General features: G+C 30.6%; 20 protein-coding genes. 2 read left to right on the top strand and 18 right to left on the bottom strand.

All coding sequences use genetic code 11. From position 1 onward, the window contains the following. Positions 1 to 23: 23 nt before the first annotated feature. From hemZ to J2Z39_RS01640, 3 genes are all read right to left on the bottom strand, one after another. Positions 24 to 1,310: a coproporphyrinogen dehydrogenase HemZ gene (gene hemZ, locus J2Z39_RS01630; RefSeq protein WP_209813457.1), complete on the bottom strand. Its 1,287-nt coding sequence runs from the start codon at positions 1,308 to 1,310 to the stop codon at positions 24 to 26. A gap of 78 nt (positions 1,311 to 1,388) precedes the next feature. Next, positions 1,389 to 2,030, bottom strand: coding sequence for a CpXC domain-containing protein (locus tag J2Z39_RS01635; protein ID WP_209813459.1), 642 nt, complete (start codon positions 2,028 to 2,030; stop codon positions 1,389 to 1,391). 158 nt (positions 2,031 to 2,188) lie between these two features. Further along, positions 2,189 to 2,728 carry an ECF transporter S component gene (locus J2Z39_RS01640; RefSeq protein ID WP_117520378.1) on the bottom strand — a complete coding sequence of 180 codons (540 nt, stop codon included), beginning with the start codon at positions 2,726 to 2,728 and terminating at the stop codon, positions 2,189 to 2,191. 68 nt (positions 2,729 to 2,796) lie between these two features. Here J2Z39_RS01640 and J2Z39_RS01645 point away from each other — a divergent pair, with 68 nt between their 5' ends. Then, on the top strand, positions 2,797 to 3,459 hold the full coding sequence (locus J2Z39_RS01645) for a hypothetical protein (RefSeq protein WP_209813461.1): 663 nt from the start codon (positions 2,797 to 2,799) through the stop codon (positions 3,457 to 3,459). Positions 3,460 to 3,575: 116 nt separating this feature from the next. Next, the gene (locus J2Z39_RS01650; RefSeq protein ID WP_209813463.1) at positions 3,576 to 5,102 is read left to right on the top strand and encodes a ClC family H(+)/Cl(-) exchange transporter; all 1,527 of its coding nucleotides are present in this window, start codon (positions 3,576 to 3,578) and stop codon (positions 5,100 to 5,102) included. A 66-nt stretch (positions 5,103 to 5,168) separates the two neighbouring features. On the opposite strand, the gene J2Z39_RS01655 is transcribed toward J2Z39_RS01650, so the two are convergent. The 15 genes from J2Z39_RS01655 to pepF all read right to left on the bottom strand — a co-directional run bounded on the left by J2Z39_RS01655 (position 5,169) and on the right by pepF (position 21,063). Beyond that, entirely contained in the window at positions 5,169 to 5,813 is a 645-nt protein-coding gene (locus J2Z39_RS01655) for a hypothetical protein (RefSeq protein ID WP_209813464.1), read from the bottom strand. A 257-nt stretch (positions 5,814 to 6,070) separates the two neighbouring features. Next, complete coding sequence (locus tag J2Z39_RS01660) at positions 6,071 to 7,714, bottom strand: hypothetical protein (RefSeq protein WP_209813466.1); 1,644 nt, start codon at positions 7,712 to 7,714, stop codon at positions 6,071 to 6,073. Beyond that, positions 7,707 to 8,429, bottom strand: a complete 723-nt coding sequence (locus tag J2Z39_RS01665) for an ABC transporter ATP-binding protein (RefSeq protein WP_117520388.1) — start codon at positions 8,427 to 8,429, stop codon at positions 7,707 to 7,709. The genes J2Z39_RS01660 and J2Z39_RS01665 overlap by 8 nt, the downstream gene beginning before the upstream one ends. 103 nt (positions 8,430 to 8,532) lie before the next feature. Further along, positions 8,533 to 9,033 (bottom strand): FUSC family protein, encoded by a 501-nt coding sequence (locus J2Z39_RS01670; protein WP_117520390.1) that lies wholly within the window; start codon positions 9,031 to 9,033, stop codon positions 8,533 to 8,535. Then, the gene (locus J2Z39_RS01675; RefSeq protein ID WP_209813468.1) at positions 9,030 to 9,854 is read right to left on the bottom strand and encodes a nucleoside hydrolase; all 825 of its coding nucleotides are present in this window, start codon (positions 9,852 to 9,854) and stop codon (positions 9,030 to 9,032) included. The genes J2Z39_RS01670 and J2Z39_RS01675 overlap by 4 nt, the downstream gene beginning before the upstream one ends. Positions 9,855 to 9,942: 88 nt before the next feature. After that, complete coding sequence (gene panB / locus J2Z39_RS01680; protein WP_209813470.1) at positions 9,943 to 10,773, bottom strand: 3-methyl-2-oxobutanoate hydroxymethyltransferase; 831 nt, start codon at positions 10,771 to 10,773, stop codon at positions 9,943 to 9,945. 2 nt (positions 10,774 to 10,775) lie between these two features. Then, on the bottom strand, positions 10,776 to 11,648 hold the full coding sequence (locus J2Z39_RS01685; RefSeq protein WP_117520396.1) for a Rossmann-like and DUF2520 domain-containing protein: 873 nt from the start codon (positions 11,646 to 11,648) through the stop codon (positions 10,776 to 10,778). 144 nt (positions 11,649 to 11,792) lie between these two features. After that, a complete protein-coding gene (locus J2Z39_RS01690; RefSeq protein ID WP_117520398.1) occupies positions 11,793 to 12,872 on the bottom strand; it encodes a sigma-70 family RNA polymerase sigma factor in 1,080 nt (359 codons plus the stop codon). Between the two features lie 30 nt (positions 12,873 to 12,902). After that, the gene (locus tag J2Z39_RS01695) at positions 12,903 to 13,430 is read right to left on the bottom strand and encodes an NYN domain-containing protein (RefSeq protein WP_117520400.1); all 528 of its coding nucleotides are present in this window, start codon (positions 13,428 to 13,430) and stop codon (positions 12,903 to 12,905) included. Continuing rightward, entirely contained in the window at positions 13,417 to 14,121 is a 705-nt protein-coding gene (rlmB, locus tag J2Z39_RS01700; RefSeq protein WP_117520402.1) for a 23S rRNA (guanosine(2251)-2'-O)-methyltransferase RlmB, read from the bottom strand. Before rlmB ends, J2Z39_RS01695 begins: the two co-directional genes overlap by 14 nt. Beyond that, entirely contained in the window at positions 14,121 to 15,542 is a 1,422-nt protein-coding gene (gene cysS / locus J2Z39_RS01705) for a cysteine--tRNA ligase (RefSeq protein ID WP_117520404.1), read from the bottom strand. Before cysS ends, rlmB begins: the two co-directional genes overlap by 1 nt. Next, complete coding sequence (gene gltX / locus J2Z39_RS01710; RefSeq protein WP_209813472.1) at positions 15,543 to 17,024, bottom strand: glutamate--tRNA ligase; 1,482 nt, start codon at positions 17,022 to 17,024, stop codon at positions 15,543 to 15,545. Positions 17,025 to 17,319: 295 nt separating this feature from the next. Then, positions 17,320 to 17,979: a formate/nitrite transporter family protein gene (locus J2Z39_RS01715; RefSeq protein ID WP_117520408.1), complete on the bottom strand. Its 660-nt coding sequence runs from the start codon at positions 17,977 to 17,979 to the stop codon at positions 17,320 to 17,322. Further along, on the bottom strand, positions 17,960 to 19,264 hold the full coding sequence (locus J2Z39_RS01720) for a M20 metallopeptidase family protein (RefSeq protein WP_209813474.1): 1,305 nt from the start codon (positions 19,262 to 19,264) through the stop codon (positions 17,960 to 17,962). Before J2Z39_RS01720 ends, J2Z39_RS01715 begins: the two co-directional genes overlap by 20 nt. Further along, entirely contained in the window at positions 19,264 to 21,063 is a 1,800-nt protein-coding gene (gene pepF / locus J2Z39_RS01725; RefSeq protein WP_117520412.1) for an oligoendopeptidase F, read from the bottom strand. The genes J2Z39_RS01720 and pepF overlap by 1 nt, the downstream gene beginning before the upstream one ends. Between the last annotated feature and the right edge of the window lie 187 nt (positions 21,064 to 21,250).

A 21,250-nucleotide genomic window follows, 5' to 3' on the forward strand; every position in this document is an offset into this window, starting at 1 on the left:
GCTGGCATTTATTTGTCAGCTTTTTAATTTGATTCAATCATCATATTTTTATCCCTTATAATATTTTCTATATTTTCTGTGTAATCACGTAAGTTACGAGCATTGCGATATTTTTTACCATTCATAAGTTTAGTATTAGCGTTCATACCCAGGCCAATTACATTCTCACTCTCCTCGTTAATTACAATATTATATCTTTGACTAGTATCATCTTTCTGATATCCTACATTCTCTAAATTAGATAAAATATTCTTTTGTCTATAAAGATAATAAGCTTTATATCCATTTTCTTCTGTAAATTTTTTAATGGCTTCATTTATCTTCAAAGCATCTTTTACAGAACCTTTTTTATTTTCTTCTCTGTACTTACTCCCACGTTTGCTAGCCAAAGCATGGAAAGTTATATTTTGTGGCTTTAACTTTTCTAGAATTTCAAAGTTCCTTATAAAAGAGCAACTATTCTCTCCTACAAGTCCCACAATAAAGTCCATATTTATAATAAATTTCAAATCTTTAGCATATTCATATATGGTTATAAAATTATCGTAATCAAAGCTGCGACCTACAGAATTTATAATATCTTCATTAAAAGTTTGAGGATTTAGAGATATTCTCTGCACTTTATTTTCGCTTAAAATATCAAGTTTTTGCTTATCTAGTGTGTCTTCTCTACCTGCTTCAACCGTAAATTCTCTATAGGTAAATCTCTTATTTATAGTATTAAGCAGCCTATCAAGATCATATGCTGATATATTTGTAGGAGTTCCCCCTCCTATATAGATGCTATCAAGACTATTGGGTAAGTCTATATTATTTATTTCATAAATTAATTTATCAATATATGCACTTCTATCATGATTAATTCCTACTAAGGTAGGATAGGCACAATATCTACATCTTGTAGGACAAAATGGTATATTTATATACAAATTAAAATCATTTTTATTAAAGTCTAGCTTATTTTGTTCATTTTCTACACCTTTGAGTAAAGCTAGTTTTTCATCAGAAACAAAGTATTTATCCTTAATCTGATTTGTACTTTGACTTTTTAAAAGTTTTGATGGTTTTGATCCCGTAAGCATCCCCCATGGAGACTTATAACCAGTTTCTTTTTCAAAAATTTTATATAAATTTGCTTTCAATTGGTAATTACTTTCGTAGGGATAAGATTTATCTTTAAAAATAATTTCATCATCTAAAATGTTAATACTAGCTCTATTAGTAAATTCTATGTTACTATCATCATAAAAAATATTTAAAATATCATATACAGTTTTTCTTTTATTTTTATCATTTAAACTTATTTTCATGTGAAAATTATACCATAAGTAAAATAATTGCAAAGAACTAGCTTATGCTAAACATAAGCTAGTTCTTTTATATAAAAGTTATTTTATATCTTTTAAAAAATTATAAGCCCAATCTTTATCTACCTTTTCAGCTTTATCTATTTCTAAAAGTTGGGAATATCGATTTAAAAGGTTATCATATACTTCCCTTACAAATCCTAAGGTATATTCATTACCGTCTGTTGTAATTATATGGAATTTATCATCTCTTTCTAATCTAAAAGACTCCACATCATCATGCCCTAAGGATAATTCCTCGCTTTCTAAGAGAATGTATTTCATAATCTCAACTGCCTTATCAGAAAGGTAATTTTCAAAAATCACAATTTTTTCACAAACTTCATCAAGGTCTGATGTCATACGCGTCAAATACTTATTTTGCTCATCTTTATGATTCCTATCTAGCAGAGATAAGCTTGACTTAAAAATCATCCTAGCCTTACTATCTACAAACTTAGGATCATTTACTATCATAAATTTAATTTCATCATCTGTATAGGCAAATCTATAATTTAAAATAAATCTATGTCCACAAGATGGACAAAGTAATTCTCCAAATTCCTTATTTAATATCTTCTCCCTATCTTCTGTGGCAGAAAATATAGCTGTATTTAATTCTGTTTCAAAGGAGTGTTTGCATACTGGGCAAGTTACTCCAAATATTTTTTCTCTAGTTTGCATATAAACCTCATTCAAATTCTATAGTATTTATGCCTAACTTTTTGTCAGGCTTTCTAGCAAGTCATTCATCTTTTGAATCTAAGAACAATCCTCTTATTAAATTTCTTATAATACATAAACTCATCTCTTAAAATAGTTTTTACCCAAATAAGAATCTATTATTCAAATTTGACTGCCTTTAATAAAGGTATAGAAAGTATTGATGCAAATATAACAGAAATAAGGCCATTAGTTAAAGAAACTCCACCTTTTTGAACCATCTCTACCCAAGTAGCGGGTCCAGAAAGATCTAATATAAAATAATCTTTTATAAAAGTCTTTAGTAAATAAAGAATGATATAAGTTATCTGTCCAAGTATAGATGATAGTATAATCCTAGATTTAGAAGTATCATCTTTCTTCTTATATAATATAAGTCCTGCTACAGCCGCCATAGCAAACTTATTTATAAAAGTTGTTGGCGCAGAGGTAAAATAGACTGGATCAAATAAATCAAACATACTTGTCCCAATTCCTGCTGCAAGGCCCCCATAAAGTGGTCCTAAAATAATTCCTGATAATAAACAAAATACATTACCCAAATGAAACCTAGTATTGCCAAAAGGGGTCACAACAGGTATTTGCAAATAATTCGACAAATACGCTAGTGCAGCAAATAATCCAATATAAGCTAATCTTTTTGTTGTTAAATTTTTCATAAGCTCCTCCTCATTAATTTATAGTATATCATATATATTTATAGTAAAGTAATAATAGAGGTGATATAATGAGCGAATTTTTAGGTCCTATACATTATATGATGTATGAAAAGATCAAATTTCAAGATAAAATTACTAATTACTTGCTAGATGGAAATACTAGTGAAGTTGATAGAATAAATAATCCCGTTTCTAATGAACCACTAGAAAGTTTAATTGATCAAGACAATATACATGGATGGCTTGATTCTAGAATAGATGTTGTAGAAAATAGACTACACTATGCCCTTACCCACTCAGAAAATACGAAAGAAAAAATGTATAAACTCGGTGAGGAAAGTGCTAAAGGAAAAGATTTTTCAAATTATAATACAATTTTTTCTGATTTAAATAAATATTTACTTGATGGAATGCCATGTGATAATGGTCTTGCCGCCCAAGTAGATGATAAAAATGACTTGTATTTAATTACTAATAACAATATGCATAGTAAGTATGAAAAAGAAACTATAAACCCAGATAATTCTTTAGATAATACTTGCCAAGGTGGCCATGATCATGACCATCACGAAAACTTTGAAGTAAGTAGTGAAAATCCAATCAACCTTAAAAAGGAAAATTCAACTTATCACGATTATAGGTATGAATTCTTAAAAGGATACTTTTCTAATAGTCCCTATGATGTAGAGTTGATAAATGGTATTAATTACAGAATCCATCCCAAAAATTAAGTCAAATAAATTTAGCAAAATAATTTGGCCCGAAAAGTTTGAATTTAATTCAACTTCTTAGGGTCTTTTACTGTTTACATAATTAAGATTGAACAAGGTAACTAAAAGGAAAAAACATGAGAAATGATTTTAACCACAAAGAAAAACTAATATTTAGAATGCTTACTGACTCTATCATAGTAGGGGTTTTTGCAGGACTTTTTTCTGTCTTATATAAGTTTATCATCTCCAAAATGGGAATAGTAAGACATAACTTATATGATGAATTTAGTATAAGATCAGTTGCAATTATTATATGCTTAGCCATTATAATTTCCTTTATTATATATAGCTTGTTAAAATGGGCACCTCTATCTGGAGGAAGCGGTATTCCCCAAATACGCGGAGAGATACTAGGCAAATTTCAAATGGAGGAAGTACCTACTATAATTTCAAAAATAGTTGGTGGAGGACTAGGTAATCTAATGGGATTTTCTCTAGGTAGAGAGGGTCCTTCTATACAGATGGGCGGTGCAGCTGCAAAGCTTATAGGTAAAATATTAAAAAGACCTCCTGATGAAATAAAGTATATGATTACTGCAGGAGCTGCAGCAGGTCTTGCAGCAGCTTTCAATGCTCCACTTGCTGGCTGTATTTTTGCAATAGAAGAATTACATAAATCCTATTCTAGATTTGTCTTACTTCCTGCTCTTATAGCATCAATAATCGCAAACTATATCTCCTTTGTAATAATGGGAGTAGATAACGCATTTTCCTTTACCATGGCAAAGTCACTTCCAATGAATCTCGTATGGGTAGCAATTATAGTAGGACTTTTAACAGGAGTAGTTGGTGGAATTTATAACGAACTAATTTCTAAATTTCAAGATTTATTTAAATCTATAAGCTCAAGTGTATCAAAATATGCTCTTTTAATGATTGTAACTATAATCATAGGCTTTACTTTTATTGAGGGAACTGGCGGAGGCCACGAGCTTTTAGAAGCTATGGCTGCCAATAGATTTTCTGTAAAATATATATTAGCTATTCTTTTTGTAAAATTAATCTATACTACTTTTTGCTATGGTTCAGGCGTCCAAGGCGGTATATTTTTACCAGTCCTAGTAATTGGTGGATGTTGTGGGGCTCTCATTTTTGCAATGCTCAATAAAAATATTGCAGTTAATGATTATTATATAAACTTTTTAATTTTAGGTATGAGTGGAATTCTAGCATCAGTTGTAAGAAGTCCAATACTTTCTGTAATTTTAGTCTCAGAAATGACCTCTTCATTCAGCCATCTCCTATCACTATCCCTAGTAGTAATAACTTCTTTTTATGTAGCCGAATCTCTAAAAATCGCACCAATTTATGATACACTTTTTGAAAGACAGCTAAAAGATAGGAACTTATTAGCTACTCATAGAAAAGAACTTGGGGATTATTCAATATTTGAATATACTATAACTGATGGATTAGCTATAGTTGGAATGAGTATAAAAGAGATTAATTTCCCAAAGCACATAATAATACTTTCAATTGAAAGAGATAACCATGAATTTGTACCTAGTGCCTTGGATGTAATTTTAATTGGTGATAAACTAACTGTATTAGTTAATTCAGAAGATGCTTTTGAAATTGACAGTTTCTTTAAAAGAGAATAAATTTTACTACAAAAAGTAGCTGTTGCAAAGATGAATTATCCTTTCAATATTGCAACAGCCCTAATTTTATTTATAGATTGATAAAACTCTCTCTCCTAAGTCAATTAATTCTTGTGCTTCTTTAGCTAATTGTCTTAAAAAGACTATATTTTTATTAGAAAAATTAGGAGCTTTCTTTAGTATGATATCTACTGCACTCAAAGTTAATTTAGCTTCACTTATAGCCTCTCTTAATTCATTAAGATCTTCATTTGTCACTTTCTTTTTGACATCTTTTTCTTCATCAATAGGTGTAGATATTAATTCGTGACTAGAATCATATTTAGGAGTTTCTTTTTCTATAGTTGAATGAGTACTATTATTAGTATTAGATGAACTAGATCCGCTAGCTCCCCAATAATTTTCTCCTACTTGTCCATCCTTATTTTTATCTATCATAAAGGGATAAATCCAGTCTACACCGCGTTTAATTGGTAAAGAAAATTTTCCTGATTCAAGTACTTCTTCAATAGTAAGAACTTTATTGTTATCAGTATTCATTCTATCTAGTTCTTCTCTTTGCAAATCAGTTAAGTTAATATATGCTTGTCTAGTTTTGTTTGAATAATAGAATGGTGAATTAGTGTTAATAGCTGCAAATGATTGACCTACATTTAAAATAGAAAATGAAATAACAAGACCAGCTGCAACGATTTTTTTAGAATTTTTCATAATTTCTCCTTTATAGATATATAATATTATATATATTTTATCAAATTTTAAAGACTTAGCAAAATTTAACTATGAAAGAGCCTGTTGCAGAATGAATAAAACGTCTTAAAATCATTAGAAGAATCTCTACGAAAATTTTGCCTTCACGAGCTGACAGGCTAAAATTGGCCCACCAGCCATGGGAAATGAAATTTCCTAAGAGAACCTTCTAATAACGGGACTATAATTATTCATAGTTTTGCAACGGCTCCTTTTATCTACACGTCATAAAAACCATCTTCATAAGCTTTAATGGCTAAATGCCTAAATAGAATAATTGTCGCAAAAATTATAATTAGATCTATAGAAGATGCCAAAATATAATATCTTCTACCGCTTTCATTAATTATAAATATATATAAGAGGATTATAATTGCAACATAGATAAGTCCTGCAAAGTAAAATATAACTCCTTGTATGCCACCTTTGCTAAGTTCCTCAGGTTTTGTCCAATTAGTTTTTATATTTTTGCTTCCTATATAAAGTCCTATATTTGTGGCCAAAATTATCGCTAACTCTTGACCTACAAAGAAAGCTAAAGCTCCTATAATTTCAGTCTTTAGTGCAATAGTAGCAATGATACTTAAGATTAAACTAAACATACTAGAAGCTATAAAGCTAGTTAAAAATCTAGCCTTGTAATGACTCTTTGGATTTATAGGTAGTGTTTGAAATAAGTAAAAACTGCTATGTTCACGTGATAAATCATTAGCTGCAAAACCAGAGTTAATCCAGATTAAAACACCTAGACCATACCCTGCTAAAAACATCCAAAATCTAAATGTGTTCAAATCAGGTCCATTTCCCACATCACTTACAATATCTTTTCCAATATTAAAGGACATGACACCAAATATAATTATCATCATTATAGCTTGTGAAATAAATGCTATATTAGAAAACAAATTTTTTATATCCCTTTTAAATATAGTCTTAACTTGAGAACTTCTTTTAAAGTCCATATTATCTACTTCTTTTTTAGAAGATTTACTAAACTTTTTATCCTCTAAAGCATCATAATATAAATTATTTGCCAGCTTATAAAGTATAAATACTAAAACAGCAGAAATTGCAAATAGTATAAGAGTGTATATGATTTTATTTATAATATTACCGCTAAGGCTCAGTCCATAAAGTTTGGAGTTAAAAAATACATTGGAAATACCTGACAATGTCCCAATAACAGAATTAAAAACTTGACCATTACTTTCCATTGACGATGAATTATCTTTATTAAAAGAAAAATAGTATAGCATTCCAACTATAAAAAATAAAATTATATATCCAATATTTTTAAATAGTTTCCTATGCCTACCTACATTAGTAAATCTCATAATTACTAGTATAAGACCAGTTAAAATCGCATATGGAATCATTATCAAACTTACAAAATTAATAATTCCAAAAATTAAAATCTCTAAATCAAATCCTTTAAAATAAAAGTAAACAGCTATACTTATAATAAATAATACATAAAAATCTACAAATGAAAATACCGACCCAAATAGTTTACCAATAAAAAGTTCTCCTTGACCTATAGGCAATGTTTTATAAAGATTTGTATCCTTAATAGAAAAAAATGTAGATAACATTTTTGGCAGATAAAAAATCAATACTGTTAAAGTTAATGCTATGCCAAATAATGTGAAATACATAAGGTCTCCATTTTCTTGGTTTAAATAAACCTTGCCAATGACATGAGAAAACATAATCGTAAAATATATAAATACAAGATAGGTGAAAGCTAAATATAGAATTCTTAATGGATAAGAATTTGGAAGATTTGTCGCCCTTTTATTTGGATAATAAGGAAAAAACTGCTCTAAAAATGTATATTTACTAATAGTTTTTATATTATTCATCAGTAAGCTCCAAAAATATAGCTTCTAAGTTTTCTTTATGAGAAGCTTGAGATTTTATTTCATCAAAAGTACCTATAGCAATAATCTTACCCTTATTTATAATAGCTATCCTATCACAAAGTTCTTGAGCTACGCTCATAACGTGAGTTGAGAAAAATATAGATTTACCAGCTGATGCTCTTTCTCTTAAGATTTGCTTTAGATTATAAGAACTTTTAGCATCTAGACCTACCATAGGTTCATCTAATATTAGAACTTCTGGATCGTTAATAAGTCCACCTATTAAGGCAAGTCTTTGAGCCATACCATGAGAATAAGTTTCTATTTGATCACCCATAGCCATTCTTATGTCAAAGTATTCTAAATAATAGTCCAATCTTTCCTTACGAGTTTTTTCATCAACTCCATAAATATCAGATAAAAAATTTATATACTCATAGCCTGTGTAATTTTCGAATAATTCTGGATTATCTGGTATGTAAGAAAATTGACTTTTATAAGCCGTTTGGCCTTCATCAAGACTTAATCCATTCATTTTTATAGATCCACTTGTAGGCTTATTTATACCCACTATGGCCTTTATAGTACTTGATTTACCAGCACCATTTGGACCGAGAAAACCAAAAATTTCTCCATCTCTTACATCAAATGAAATATCATCAACTGCAACTTTATTATTACTATAGGTCTTGCTAAAATTTCTAACTTCAATCATAAAAAACCCCCTTTTCAAGGGAGTATATCATAAAAGAATTTTACATAAAACTATCAAATAAGAATATTTTATATATTTTTATTATATTTTATATTTATTTATGCTAATTAGATTTATATTTTTCTATAAAGTCAAAATCTACTCCATTTACAATTATCGCAGAAATAACACCAATCATCGTATCAAGTGTCCTACTAAAGGCAAAAACAAAAGCTAAATTACCTTCATTCCCGTGATTTATAGTAATAGATAAAAATACAATAGCCATAATAGAAATAGCCTTAGGTTTACCAGCCATAGCCATAATCCAAATTATTATACTGGCTAATAAACTAATTAAAATTAATTCTAAAGTTGGTGGTAGAGTGTGGGCTGGTATCAAAAAAAGATAAACTGTACCACACACACCACCTAATATCGTTCCTATTATCCTATTCTTCCCTATATCTCTAGACCCCTCTACGTCAGATTTTAAACATATTATAGCTGCAATAGCACTATAAAAAGGCAGACCTTCTCCTGGTCTAAAATGTGATATAAGCATGGCTAATGTTACAGCTATAAATGTTTTAATTATTCTAAGACCAGGTCTTCTTACTTTCATAATAAATTACCTAGAATGAAATCATAAAATGCTTCTTCATTTACCTTATTGGCTAAATAGTTGTTCTTTCGGCTTGAAACACGCTTTAAGGCTCCTTTTTCTTCATCGCTATCTACCTTAAATCCAGACTCTTCAAATATAAATGCTTCTGGAGCTTGAGTTAGATATAAAAGTAGGGGAGCTTTTAAGAATCTTTTTTCTTCAGGAACTTTGATAAATTCATCTAATATTGTCTCCAAATCTCTATCTGTATTTCTTAATTTTTCAATCATATCATCTGTCAAAATAACTGATCTACTAAGTTCATCAGGGATGATAAATATATCTATACCCGTATTTAAGACTTTATCTATAGCCTTATAATCAGATCTAAAGTTCTCACTAACTTCTGCACCAAGGCTTCCACCCAATATAAAAATATGAGAAATATAATCTTCTAACCCATCTGCTTCATCTAAAGCCTTAGCTATATTTGTAAGAGGCCCTGTTGTTAGTATATCAAGCTTCCCACAATCATCTGCCTTATCAATTATACTTTCAAAAGCTGGCATATTTTCTATATAATCATCACTTGTTGTTAAAATATCTCTGTCTTCATAGGAAAGATCTAAGTCATCCCCTTTGGATACAGATAAATATAGGCCCTCATTTGCACTTAGAGCAACTATATTATCTGCAGCTTTTTTAGGGCTCATTGTTCCTGAGCTAGTAGAGATACCTACCAGTTCAAAATCAAAAGAATTAAATGCCATTTTTATCATTAAAGCTTCATCAAGCCCAAAATTTGTATCTATAAAAATAAATGGTTTTTCGTAATCCATAATACCTCACTTTTTTTTACTATACTAAGGCTATAAATTTTTACCATATTGTGGGCCTAACTGAATCAATTTATAACATAACTATCATTTATATAATTTGATTAAGTACATCTTCTTTTATTTTAAAACTGTGATCATCTGTTGGAAAAATACCTTCTTTTACTTCTTTATCATATTGATTGAATGCCTCTACTATATCTTCCCCTATATTAGCGAAGTGCTTTACGAATTTTGGTGTAAAGTCATCGTACATTCCAAGCATATCTTGATAAACTAAAACTTGTCCATCACATCCATCACCTGCACCTATCCCTATAGTTGGTATACTGAGCATTTTGCTTATCTTAGTTGCCAATCCTTTTGGTACACATTCTAAAACTACAGCAAAGGCCCCTGCTTCTTCTACTGCATTAGCATCTGCAATCAATTTTTTAGCAGTTTCTATATCCTTACCTTGAACCTTAAACCCACCTAGAGAGTTGATAGATTGAGGAGTCAATCCTATATGAGCACATACTGGTATCTTGGCATCTACAATAGCTTTTATTATTTCTTTTACTTCTGTTCCACCCTCTAGTTTTACACAATTTGCTCTACCTTCACTCATAAGCCTACCCGCATTTTCTACAGCTTTTGCAATATCTGTATTGGTATATGACATAAATGGCATATCACAAATAACCATAGTATCCTTTACTCCACGAGCTACAGCCTTACTATGATGAATCATATCTTCCACTGTTACACTAAGGGTATCCTCAAGTCCAAGCATGGTCATCCCTAAACTATCACCTACTAGGATTGAATTTATATTAGACTTTTCTACTAGCTTAGCTGTTGTGTAGTCATAAGCAGTTATCATAGTTAATTTTTCGCCATCTTCTTTTGCTTTTTTAAAAGTCAATGCAGTATTTTTCAATTTTAATTTTCTCCTTTTTCTTTTTCTAATTTAGAACTTAAATCATTATAATTTCTATTTGGATTTTTTTCTTTTGCTATTTCAATCAATAATAAACTTATATCAAGATAAACTTCTTTCTCTATATAGATATCATTTTCTTTAAGATATTCTATGTGAGAACTGATAGTATTTATATCAGCTCTTTCTATAGGTCCTGTAAGTGAATTAACTACTCCTTTAGCAAAAATATTATCCATATTTTTTTTAGCCAAGCTCTCTAAGGCTTCTAATGATTCTTTATCTGTAAATCCATAAGATCTTAATATTTTCTCAGCCATATAAGAAAGACCTACTACCATATTGCTTATACACACAGTAGATAAATGATATCCACTTTTATCTTTTGTAGTTATTATTTTATAAGGATTACCCAGTCTATCAAGGTTTTTAGTAAATATCTCTAGAGCCTTCTTATCACCTTCTAATGTAAAAAAGGATCCATCTAAATCCTTATAAGAATTTTCTTTACTAGAAAATGCAAGCATAGGATGCATAGAAATAGGGTGAAAATCCAACTTATTTCTTGAAAATATCTGAGAATTTAGACTCCCACTACAGTGACAAATAATCTTACCTGCTATATTATATTTTTTTAAATCTTCCCATACATTTAGAATCTGATCATCTGTAGTGGTTATAAAAATAATATTACAGTTATCAACTAATTCCTTTAAATTTTTAAAAGACTTAGTATTGGTTAGTCCTGCGCTATAGTCTGCACTTTTTTTACTTTTGCTATAATATCCCTCAAGACTTATATGATTGTTATCAAAAAAATAAAGTCCTAAAGAAGTGCCAACCTTCCCAGCGCCTATGATTGCCGCTTTATACATATAACCCCTCCTTTCCTTTTATATTAAATAAGTAAAATTATATTTAAAAACCTATTTACTTATTATAGTAACATAAATTTCAAAATATTGATATAAATTTATCATACTTACAAATAAAAAAAGATGCGATTAATCTCGCACCTTCTAGTTCTCTGCATCTGAATATTCTTTTAATTTACCTAAGGCTTGGTTTTCTATTTGTCTTATCCTTTCTCTGGATAGGTCATAGATTGAACCAATCTCTTCTAGGGTTTTTGGTTTTTCGTTATCTAAACCGTATCGATAAATTATTATCTGTCTTTCCCTTTCAGTAAGCTGATCTAAAGCTTTCATTAAAAAATTTTCCATATCACGCTCTAGTATCAACATATCTACAGGAGTTGATTCATCTCCTACCATATCCATAAGCTCATCACCTGTTGAATCTTCACTATCTAAGTTGATATTTAAAGATGTGGAATTTACTTGGTTACGATTTATTAAAAATAGATCATCAGCTTGCTTTTTATCTATACCTTCTTTTTCTAAGATTTTATAGATTTCTTCATCACTTGCTTCTGGATTAGCTTTTAATATTTGTTTTAGTTTGTTAAGTTTTAAATATTTACCAGCCGGTATTCTTATAGTGTGGCCTTCCTTATTTATAGCTTTCCTTATGGCCTTATCAATCCATTTATAGGCATAAGTTGTAAACTTATAACCTAAAGATAGGTCAAATTTTTCCGCTGCTCTTATCATACCTAACATTCCAGATTGAACTAGGTCTTCTAAGTCTAAATCATTACCATGAGATCTATAAAAGTATGATGCTCGACTTCTTACTAAGCCTTGGTTTTTTTCTACTAACGCTGCTAGGGCATTTTGGTTACCTTCTTGAAATTTTTCTACTATTTCTTCATTGGTAAGATCAGACATTTTCATCATGTCTTTGCGAGTAATAGGAGATATGGCGGTAGATTCACTTCTTTTAGGTGTATCATCTTCCTCCTCTTCATCCTCCTCTATATCTTCTATTTCATCAATGTCATCATCTACATCATCTTTTATTTCTTCTTCATAGTTTTCATCATCTTCTTCATCAATGAACTCTACCAGTTCATCTCTCTCTTCATCGGATAATTCTTCAATGACAATAGCTATTTCTTCTTCACTCATATCTGATGAATTAAAATAACTTCTTAGTCTATCAACTACCCTTTCATCTTTTAAATTTATTTTATCCATAGTTCACCCTTGTTTTTTGAATTTATTTTACTAATCTTTATCCAAGTCATCTTTGATTTGGTCTATTTTATCAATCATTTCTTTTGATAGGGGAAATGATTTAAAATTCCTATTAAAGTCCTTTTTGCGTGTTCGATTGATTTTTCTTTGGTTATTATATATATCTGCTCTAAGCTCATTTGCTGTTACTCTACTAGCTCCTTTGCTTGTAACTAGGACTTGAATCTGTCCATCATCTGTTACTACCTTTAGGTTATGCTTATGGCTTATTTTTAATATTTGCTTTTCTATATAAGTATCTGCTGTTTGAAATCTCTTGGTATAGACTATCTTAATGCCATATTTTTCTATTATGGTTTCTTTTGGTCTATCTAAATTATAAGCATCAAATACTATTATAATTTCTTCTCCACTTAGGGATTTATATTCAGCCATCTCATCTATAAGCTTATCTCTAGCTGCCTCCAGTGAGGATTTTGATATTTCTAATAGATTGGACCACGCATTTATTACATTATAACCATCAACTATGGTTATATTTTTTCTACTGGAAGTCATTTTGTCTTAGAACCTCATACATACAGGTAGCTGCTGCTACTGATGCATTTAACGAATTAACTTTACCTAGCATTGGAATTTTTATAAGTTCATCACAATTATCTCTAACTAATCTACTTATACCATCGCCCTCGTTACCTACAACTATGGCCACCTTGCCAGTAAGATTTGTAGCTGATAGACTATTTTTTGATTCTCCTGCTAAACCATAAACCCAAAATCCATCTTTTTTTATAGTTTCTATAGTTTGATTGAGATTAGTCACCATAAAAATTTTTATATTGTTGATAGCTCCAGCACTTGTTTTATATACTGTTGGATTTACCTTTGCTGACCTATGTTCTGGGATGATTACTCCATCAAAACCAAAACTTTCAGCAGATCTTATTATAGCTCCAAGATTATGAGGATCTTCGATTTTATCTAAAAGTATTAATCTCTTAGCTTCCTTTAAATCTTCTAAACTAGCATATTTAAAAGAATTAACCTCAATCATAACTCCTTGATGATTGCCATTATAGTTTTCAAAAAAATTTTTATCTACAAATTCAATTTTAACATTTTTTTTATTAAGTTTATCTATAATTTTTTTTACTATAGGAGTTTTTTGATCTATTATATAAGCTTTGTGAATTTTCTGTCCATTATCTATAGTTTCTAATACTGGTTTTCTTCCATAAATCTTATCCATTAGATAAGCTCCCATTTCACACCATCACGTGTGTCCTTTATAGCAACTCCCATTTCTTTAAGTTCATCTCGAATTTGATCAGCCTTATCATAATCTTTATTTTTCTTAGCCTGATTTCTTTGCTCAATTAGATCTTCTATCTTTGATTCATCTATAGTATCATTTGATTTTTTACGATTTTCTATTCCTAAAACATTCTCTAATTCTACTAATTCATCTAAAACAGCTTTTATTAGTTCCTTAGAATTTTTTAAGCTAATCTTTGTATTGGCAAATTTAACTAAATCAAAGACTACTGTTATGGCATCTGCTGTATTTAGGTCATCATCCATAACTTCTATAAATCTATCACGAAAACTATCTAATTGATCGACTAAAGCTTTTTCGTCCTCTTTAATTTGACTGTTATTTGCATTTTCTAGTAATTCCTCTAGTCTAAACACTGAATTATTTATCCTATCTAAAGAATTGCTAGCTCCCTTAATGATTTCTCTAGTAAAGTTGATTGGTTGTCGGTAATTAGTAGTAAGTAACCAAAATCTAATTACCATTAAGTCGTACTCTTTTTTGATATCATGAAGAGTAAAGAAGTTTCCTAAAGACTTACTCATCTTTGTACCATCTACTTGGATCATTCCATTGTGCATCCAATAATTAGCAAAAGTCTTTTCATTAAGTGTTTCAGATTGAGCTATTTCATTTTCATGGTGTGGGAACTCTAGATCTTCTCCACCAGCGTGGATATCAATAGTTTCACCTAAAATATTTTTACTCATAGTAGAGCATTCTATATGCCAACCTGGACGTCCCTTGCCCCAGGGAGAATCCCAAGAAATTTCACCTTCTTTTTTTGTCTTTTTCCAAAGAGCAAAATCTACTGGACTTTCTTTTTTGCTAGAATCTGCGCTTTCAAGTCTATTACTTGCTCCATGAACTAAATCAGCTACATTTTTACCTGACAATTTTCCATAATCATTAGCCTTAGAAACTCTAAAATAAACGTCTCCATCTACAACATATGCTGCATCTTTTTCAATAAGACCTTCTACAAATTTTATAATCTCATCCATAAGTTCTGTAGCTCTTGGATGAATAGTTGATTTTTCATCTAAGTTTAGATCTGATGCATCTTCCATAAAAGCCTTGATGTATTTATCTGTGACCTCTTTTGTAGTAATGCCTTCTGCTATAGACTTATTGATTATCTTATCATCTACATCTGTGAAGTTTACAACATAGGTCACATCATAGCCTCTAAATTTGGCATACCTTTTGAATGTGTCAAATACTACAAGAGGCCTTGCATTTCCTATGTGCATATAATCATAAACAGTAGGCCCACAGACATACATCCTTATTTTATTTTCTTCAATTGGAATAAATTCTTCTGTCTTTCTTGTGAGCGTGTTATGAATTTTCATTTAAAAATTTTCCTTTACGTAATTAAGTCTTTGTGCTATTTTCTCTTTACCCATTAATACCATAACAGATGATAAGTCTGGGCCGTGTACTGATCCTGTGATTGCCGCTCTAACTGGGAACCAAAGATTTTTGCCTTTGATACCTGTTTCTTTTTGTATAATCTTCATAATAGAGCCAGCAAATTCTTCATCTATTTCATCTATTTTATCTAACTTTTCTATATATGAATCGATAAGTTTCTTAGTATCCTCTTCTTTTAAAACTTCTTTAGCTTCATCTTGCCAATCTACTTTATTATCATCTAAATAATAATTTTTAGAGAGTTTAGGGGCATCTGAGAACTTATCAATTGCTGATTGCCATGTATTTGCTAATAGTAGTAAGTTATGGTCTGAATAATCTTCATCAATTAGGCCAGATTCTACCATGTATGGCTTTATTTCTTTTGCTAAATCTTCTGGGCTCATTTCACGTACATAGTGTCCATTTACCCAATCTAGTTTTCTCTTATCAAATACAGCACCAGTTTTATTTACTCTATCAAAGTCAAATTGTCGAGCTAATTCTTTTATAGTAAAGATTTCTTCTTCACTATCTGGTGACCATCCTAAAAGTGCTAGGAAATTGATCAAACCTTCTGGTGTATATCCTTCTTCTATGAAGTCTTCTACCATCCCATCACCATTTCTCTTTGAATATTTCTTATGATCTTCATTAAGAACGGTTGGTAGGTGGATATATTCTGGAGTATCCCATCCAAAAGCTTCATATAAATACACATGTTTTGGAGTTGATGATATCCATTCATCTCCACGTACTACATGGGTAATTTTCATCAAGTGATCATCTACCACTACTGCAAAGTGGTATGTTGGATATCCATCTCTTTTTATAAGAACTTGATCATCCATATCATTTGTATTAAATGTAATTTTACCCTTAATTCTATCTTCAAATGAGATATCACGATCTTTTGGTAGTTTTAGTCTAACTGTGTATTCTTCACCATTTGCTACTCTTTGTTTAGCTTCTTCAAGTGGAATAGAACGGCAAAGTCCATCATATCTTGGTGTTAGTCCATCAGCTTTTTGTCTATCACGAACTTTATCAATTCTTTCTTGAGAGCAGAAGCAATAATAAGCCTTATCTTCTTCTATAAGTTTTTCGATATATTTATTGTAAATACCTGCTTCAACCCTCTCAGATTGAATATATGGGCCGTATTCTCCTTTTTGGATAACTTCACCATTGCTATCAAGCATTACACCTTCATCTATTTCTACTCCAGACCATTCTAGAGCCTTTAATAAATTTTCAAGTGCTCCTTCTACAAATCTAGTCCTATCAGTATCTTCTATTCTAAGAACCATAGCTCCATCTGTATGACGTGCATATAAATAATTAAATAATGCAGTTCTAAGTCCACCAATGTGTAAATAACCAGTTGGTGATGGAGCAAATCTTACTCTAACATCGCTCATAGTAACTCCTTTTAAATTAATTCTAATATACTTAATTTCATTATAATATATATTTAAACTACTTATCAATAGATTTGCTAATAAGATAATGAAAGGGAGTGCAAAACACTCCCTCCACAATTAACTTATTTAATTATAACATTGCTTACTCTAAAAATCAACTTTGTCAAGGATTTCTATTGTAAGATTTAACTTAACTTATTTTTACCCATTTAAAGCTGTAATATTATCTATAATAAAGATCTAATTCTTTAAAGTTTTTCATGTAATTTTTGTCTCTTTTAGCTATTCAATATTATCCTTTCAGCCTAAAATTATCATCATAAAGCAAGGCTACTGTAGGGATTACTAAGCCTCCTATTATATTTCCAAATAATACCACTAAAAATACAAGTATAGTCTGTTTGTTAAACTCCCCTGCTAGGAAAAAATAAAAGCTATCAGCTATACTATGTTCAAAACTCGATAATACAAAGGTCATTATTGAAATAAATATAGCTAAATACTTGCCAACCTGATAAGGGTTATACTTAAACTGATGGGTCGCGTTGGTCACAAACATATTACAAAATATAGATAAGACAAACATAGATCCTAGGGAGTCTGAAAGCTTTACAGCTGTTCGTTCTTGAGCTTTCAAAACTAGATCTGGTCCTATTCTAGTAAACTTTATAAGATTTGCTACTAGAAAGGTCCCCAAAAGATTAGCTATTAATACTACAAACAGTCTTTTACTATAAGATATTTTCTCATTATAAAAAAAGTAACCAATCATACCGGTGAAAAGGTTATATTTAAGACTTAAAATTATAAATAAGGCACCAGCAAATAAAAATGCTCCTAGATAAGGATTTTCTGTAGAAAGAAGAACTATTCCACCAAATCCAACAATAATTCCCGCCATAAGGGCAAGGATAAAATCTTTATATTTATCACTACCTTGTAATTGTTTCATAAATATCCTCAATTTCTTCATCAGATCTATCTTCTTCTATAAAGAAGTCTCTTAATCTATTTTTATAAGGCCTATCCGCAAGCTCTATGTCAGAATTTAAGAAATCTACAACGAATCTTGCAGTAGCAGCAGTGCCATGTATAAGTGCTTTTTCATCCAAATCAAATTTTGGACTATGAAGAGCTGCTCCGCTTCCTTTTTCTTCATTATTTATTCCAAGCATAATATATAAGCTTGGCCACTGATAAGAATAAGTTGCAAAAGTATCTGATCCCATAGATGGACTAGCTTCTTTTACGAAATCTTCTCCTAGTTCATCAGTCATAGAAGTAAGAGCAAGAGCCGATAGATTTAGGTCATTTATTATTGGGAAACGAGGTTTGGTATAAGTATCAAAAATCACTTTACAATTATTAGCCTTGGACTTATTAATTATTAGAGATTTAAAATCTTCATAAAATTTATAACCGACTTTTTCCCTATCAAAAAATCTCATACTACCTCTAAATCTTAATTTGTCAGGTATTTGGTTATATTTATTTCCCATTTGTACTGCCCCTATGGAATAGGTCATAGGATCAAATGGTGAAAAGTTATTCATTCTAAGAGACTTAAGTCCACTATAAATATCTACAAAGCAATCTAATGGATTATTGGCTTCATAGGGACGAGAACCATGTCCACTATTTCCTTTAATAGTTATGTCAAAAGCCAAAGAACCTGCATTGATCCCCCCAGCTCCTATAGCCATTACTCCAGACTTATAGTCTGGAGAGACATGGATAGCATAGCAAGCATCTATATTTATATTTTTACTATCAAGGTAAGCAAGAAGGTACTTATAACCCTTACCACTCTCTTCTCCTCTTTCAAAGCATAATATTACACTTCCAGCAAAATCATCCTTTACTTCATTTAATATTCTAGCAGCCGTCAAAAGTATAGAGGTATGACCATCGTGTCCACAAGCATGCATTACTCCTTCATTTTTACTTTTAACAATGCGTGGCTTGCTTAGGTTATTATCTGGCTCATCAAAGGGAAGAGCATCAAGATCTGCCCTTAAAAGTATAGTCTTAGGATTATTATTATTTTTATTTCCATCTATAAATCCTAATATTCCTCCCTGGTTGACTATATCGTAAGATACTCCCATTTGACCTAACTTTTGACAAACAAGTTTTACAGTTTCTTCTTCTTTGCCCGCTAGCTCTGGGATTTTATGCATTTTTCTTCTAATATCTACAGTGTAATCAAAAAGCTCATTAGCTTTTCCTAAAAACATTATTTATACATTCCTAACTTTTGGCAAAGCTCGTCTATTTGATCTACCAATGATCCTATAAAGGCAACCGTTTCTGATATAGCTTTTGTATTTGTCATGTCAACACCAGCAGCTTTTGCCAAATCAATTGGACCTACTGATCCACCTAACTTAAGTACATCTATCCAAGTATCAACATCTTTTTTACTTCCATTTACAATCTTATCAGAAATAACTGTTCCTATTGTCAATCCCGCTTGATATGTGTATGGATATAGTCCCATATAATAATGAGGTTGACGCATCCATGTTAATTCTGATCCATCTACCAATTTTACAGAATCTCCCCAGAATTCTTCTAATTTTTTTGTGAAGATTTGATTTAAATCATCAGCACTTAGACTCTCGCCAGCTTCTACTTTTCTATAAACCTCTCTTTGGAAAGCAGCTTCTATAAAATGGGTTACAAAGTTATGGTAATAAGTTTTAGAAATCATTGTAGCAAGTACCCAAAGCTTCTCGCGATCATCACTCGCTTTATTTAATAAAAATCTTTCCATGGTGATTTCATTTGCTGTTGATGGAGCTTCTACAAAATACATACTCATATCATTATTTAAAGCATTTTGATTACTATTTGAATAATAATATTGTCCAGCATGCCCTAATTCATGGGCTAAGGTCATTACTTGGCTCATCTTGTTATTATAAGTTGTCATAATAAATGGATGTGATCCATAAGGACCAGACGCAAAGGCTCCTGTACGCTTACCAATATTTTGAGCATAGTCAATCCATCTTTCATCAAAGGCACGATTTAGAACTTGCCCGTACTCTTCCCCAAGATTTGAAAGACCCTCAATAATATATTCGCGAGCACCATCAATTGTTACTTCTGGTTCATATTCTGGATCTATAGCAAGTTTTAAATCAGCATAGGTCATCTCATCTAGACCATAAACTCCCTTAATTATCCCAGCGTATTTTCTCATATGAGGTGCAAGCTCTTCCATAATTGTATCTATATGATTCTCATAAATTTCTTTGTCTACATCTTGTCGTGAAAGTAGGTAATCAAATACTGTATCATAACCCCTAATATCCGATATTCTTTTTTCATTTTCTACGTGAGTTGTATAGACAGAAGCATCTGAGTTTTGATATTTTCTTAAAACATCGTGGTATCTTTTAAAAGCTTCACGACGTAAGTCATCACGAGGATCAGCTTCCAAAAACTCTTCAAAAGTATTATGATTTAATACAATTTCTTCACCATCATATTCAAAATCTTCAAAGTCCATATCTGCATAGCGAATATCACTATATGATTTATACGGCGCATCAAATGTTGGAATTAGATTTGCTAAGACCTTTTCTGTTTCGTCAGATAGTAAATATTTAGAATTATCAATTACCCTATCAATATAATACTTATATTCTGGATAACTTGTCTTTGTTTCTTCTAGTAAGCTTTTATCAGTTTTTGCAAGCATTGATTCAAAAAAGCTTAGATTCGCATCGATCTTACTCATTTCATTTGCAAAATTTGCAAATCTCTTCATTACGCTTGAATTTGAAGTATCAACTTCTGTAGTAATACTTGCAAAAGTTGAAAGTCTATCAGTTAATGCAGCAATCTCTGAATAAGCTTCTAAAGCTTCATAAATTTGATCAGATGAATTACACTCTTTGTATTTTTTTACAAAAATATCTGACATTTTTTTCAAATCTTCAATGCCATCTAAAAAAACCTCATCACTTTCAAAAAGTTCTTCTATGGCCCATGTTTCATTTATATCAACTTCATTGCGTTTTTTCATGATTACCTCCCTTTGTAATATTATTTATACATTCATTTGTATTTTATTTTACCATAAAAGCCTAGTAAAACGATAGTACTGTATGTTAGGTAAAATGACAATTATAAATAGAACAAAGCTTACTAAAAATTACATATATATGTAATTGATTTATGAAACTAGATTAATATGCAAAAAAGATGATAAA

Origin of the sequence: Anaerococcus nagyae, from assembly GCF_017874535.1 — a bacterium.
In the GTDB taxonomy this organism is placed as follows: domain Bacteria; phylum Bacillota; class Clostridia; order Tissierellales; family Peptoniphilaceae; genus Anaerococcus; species Anaerococcus nagyae.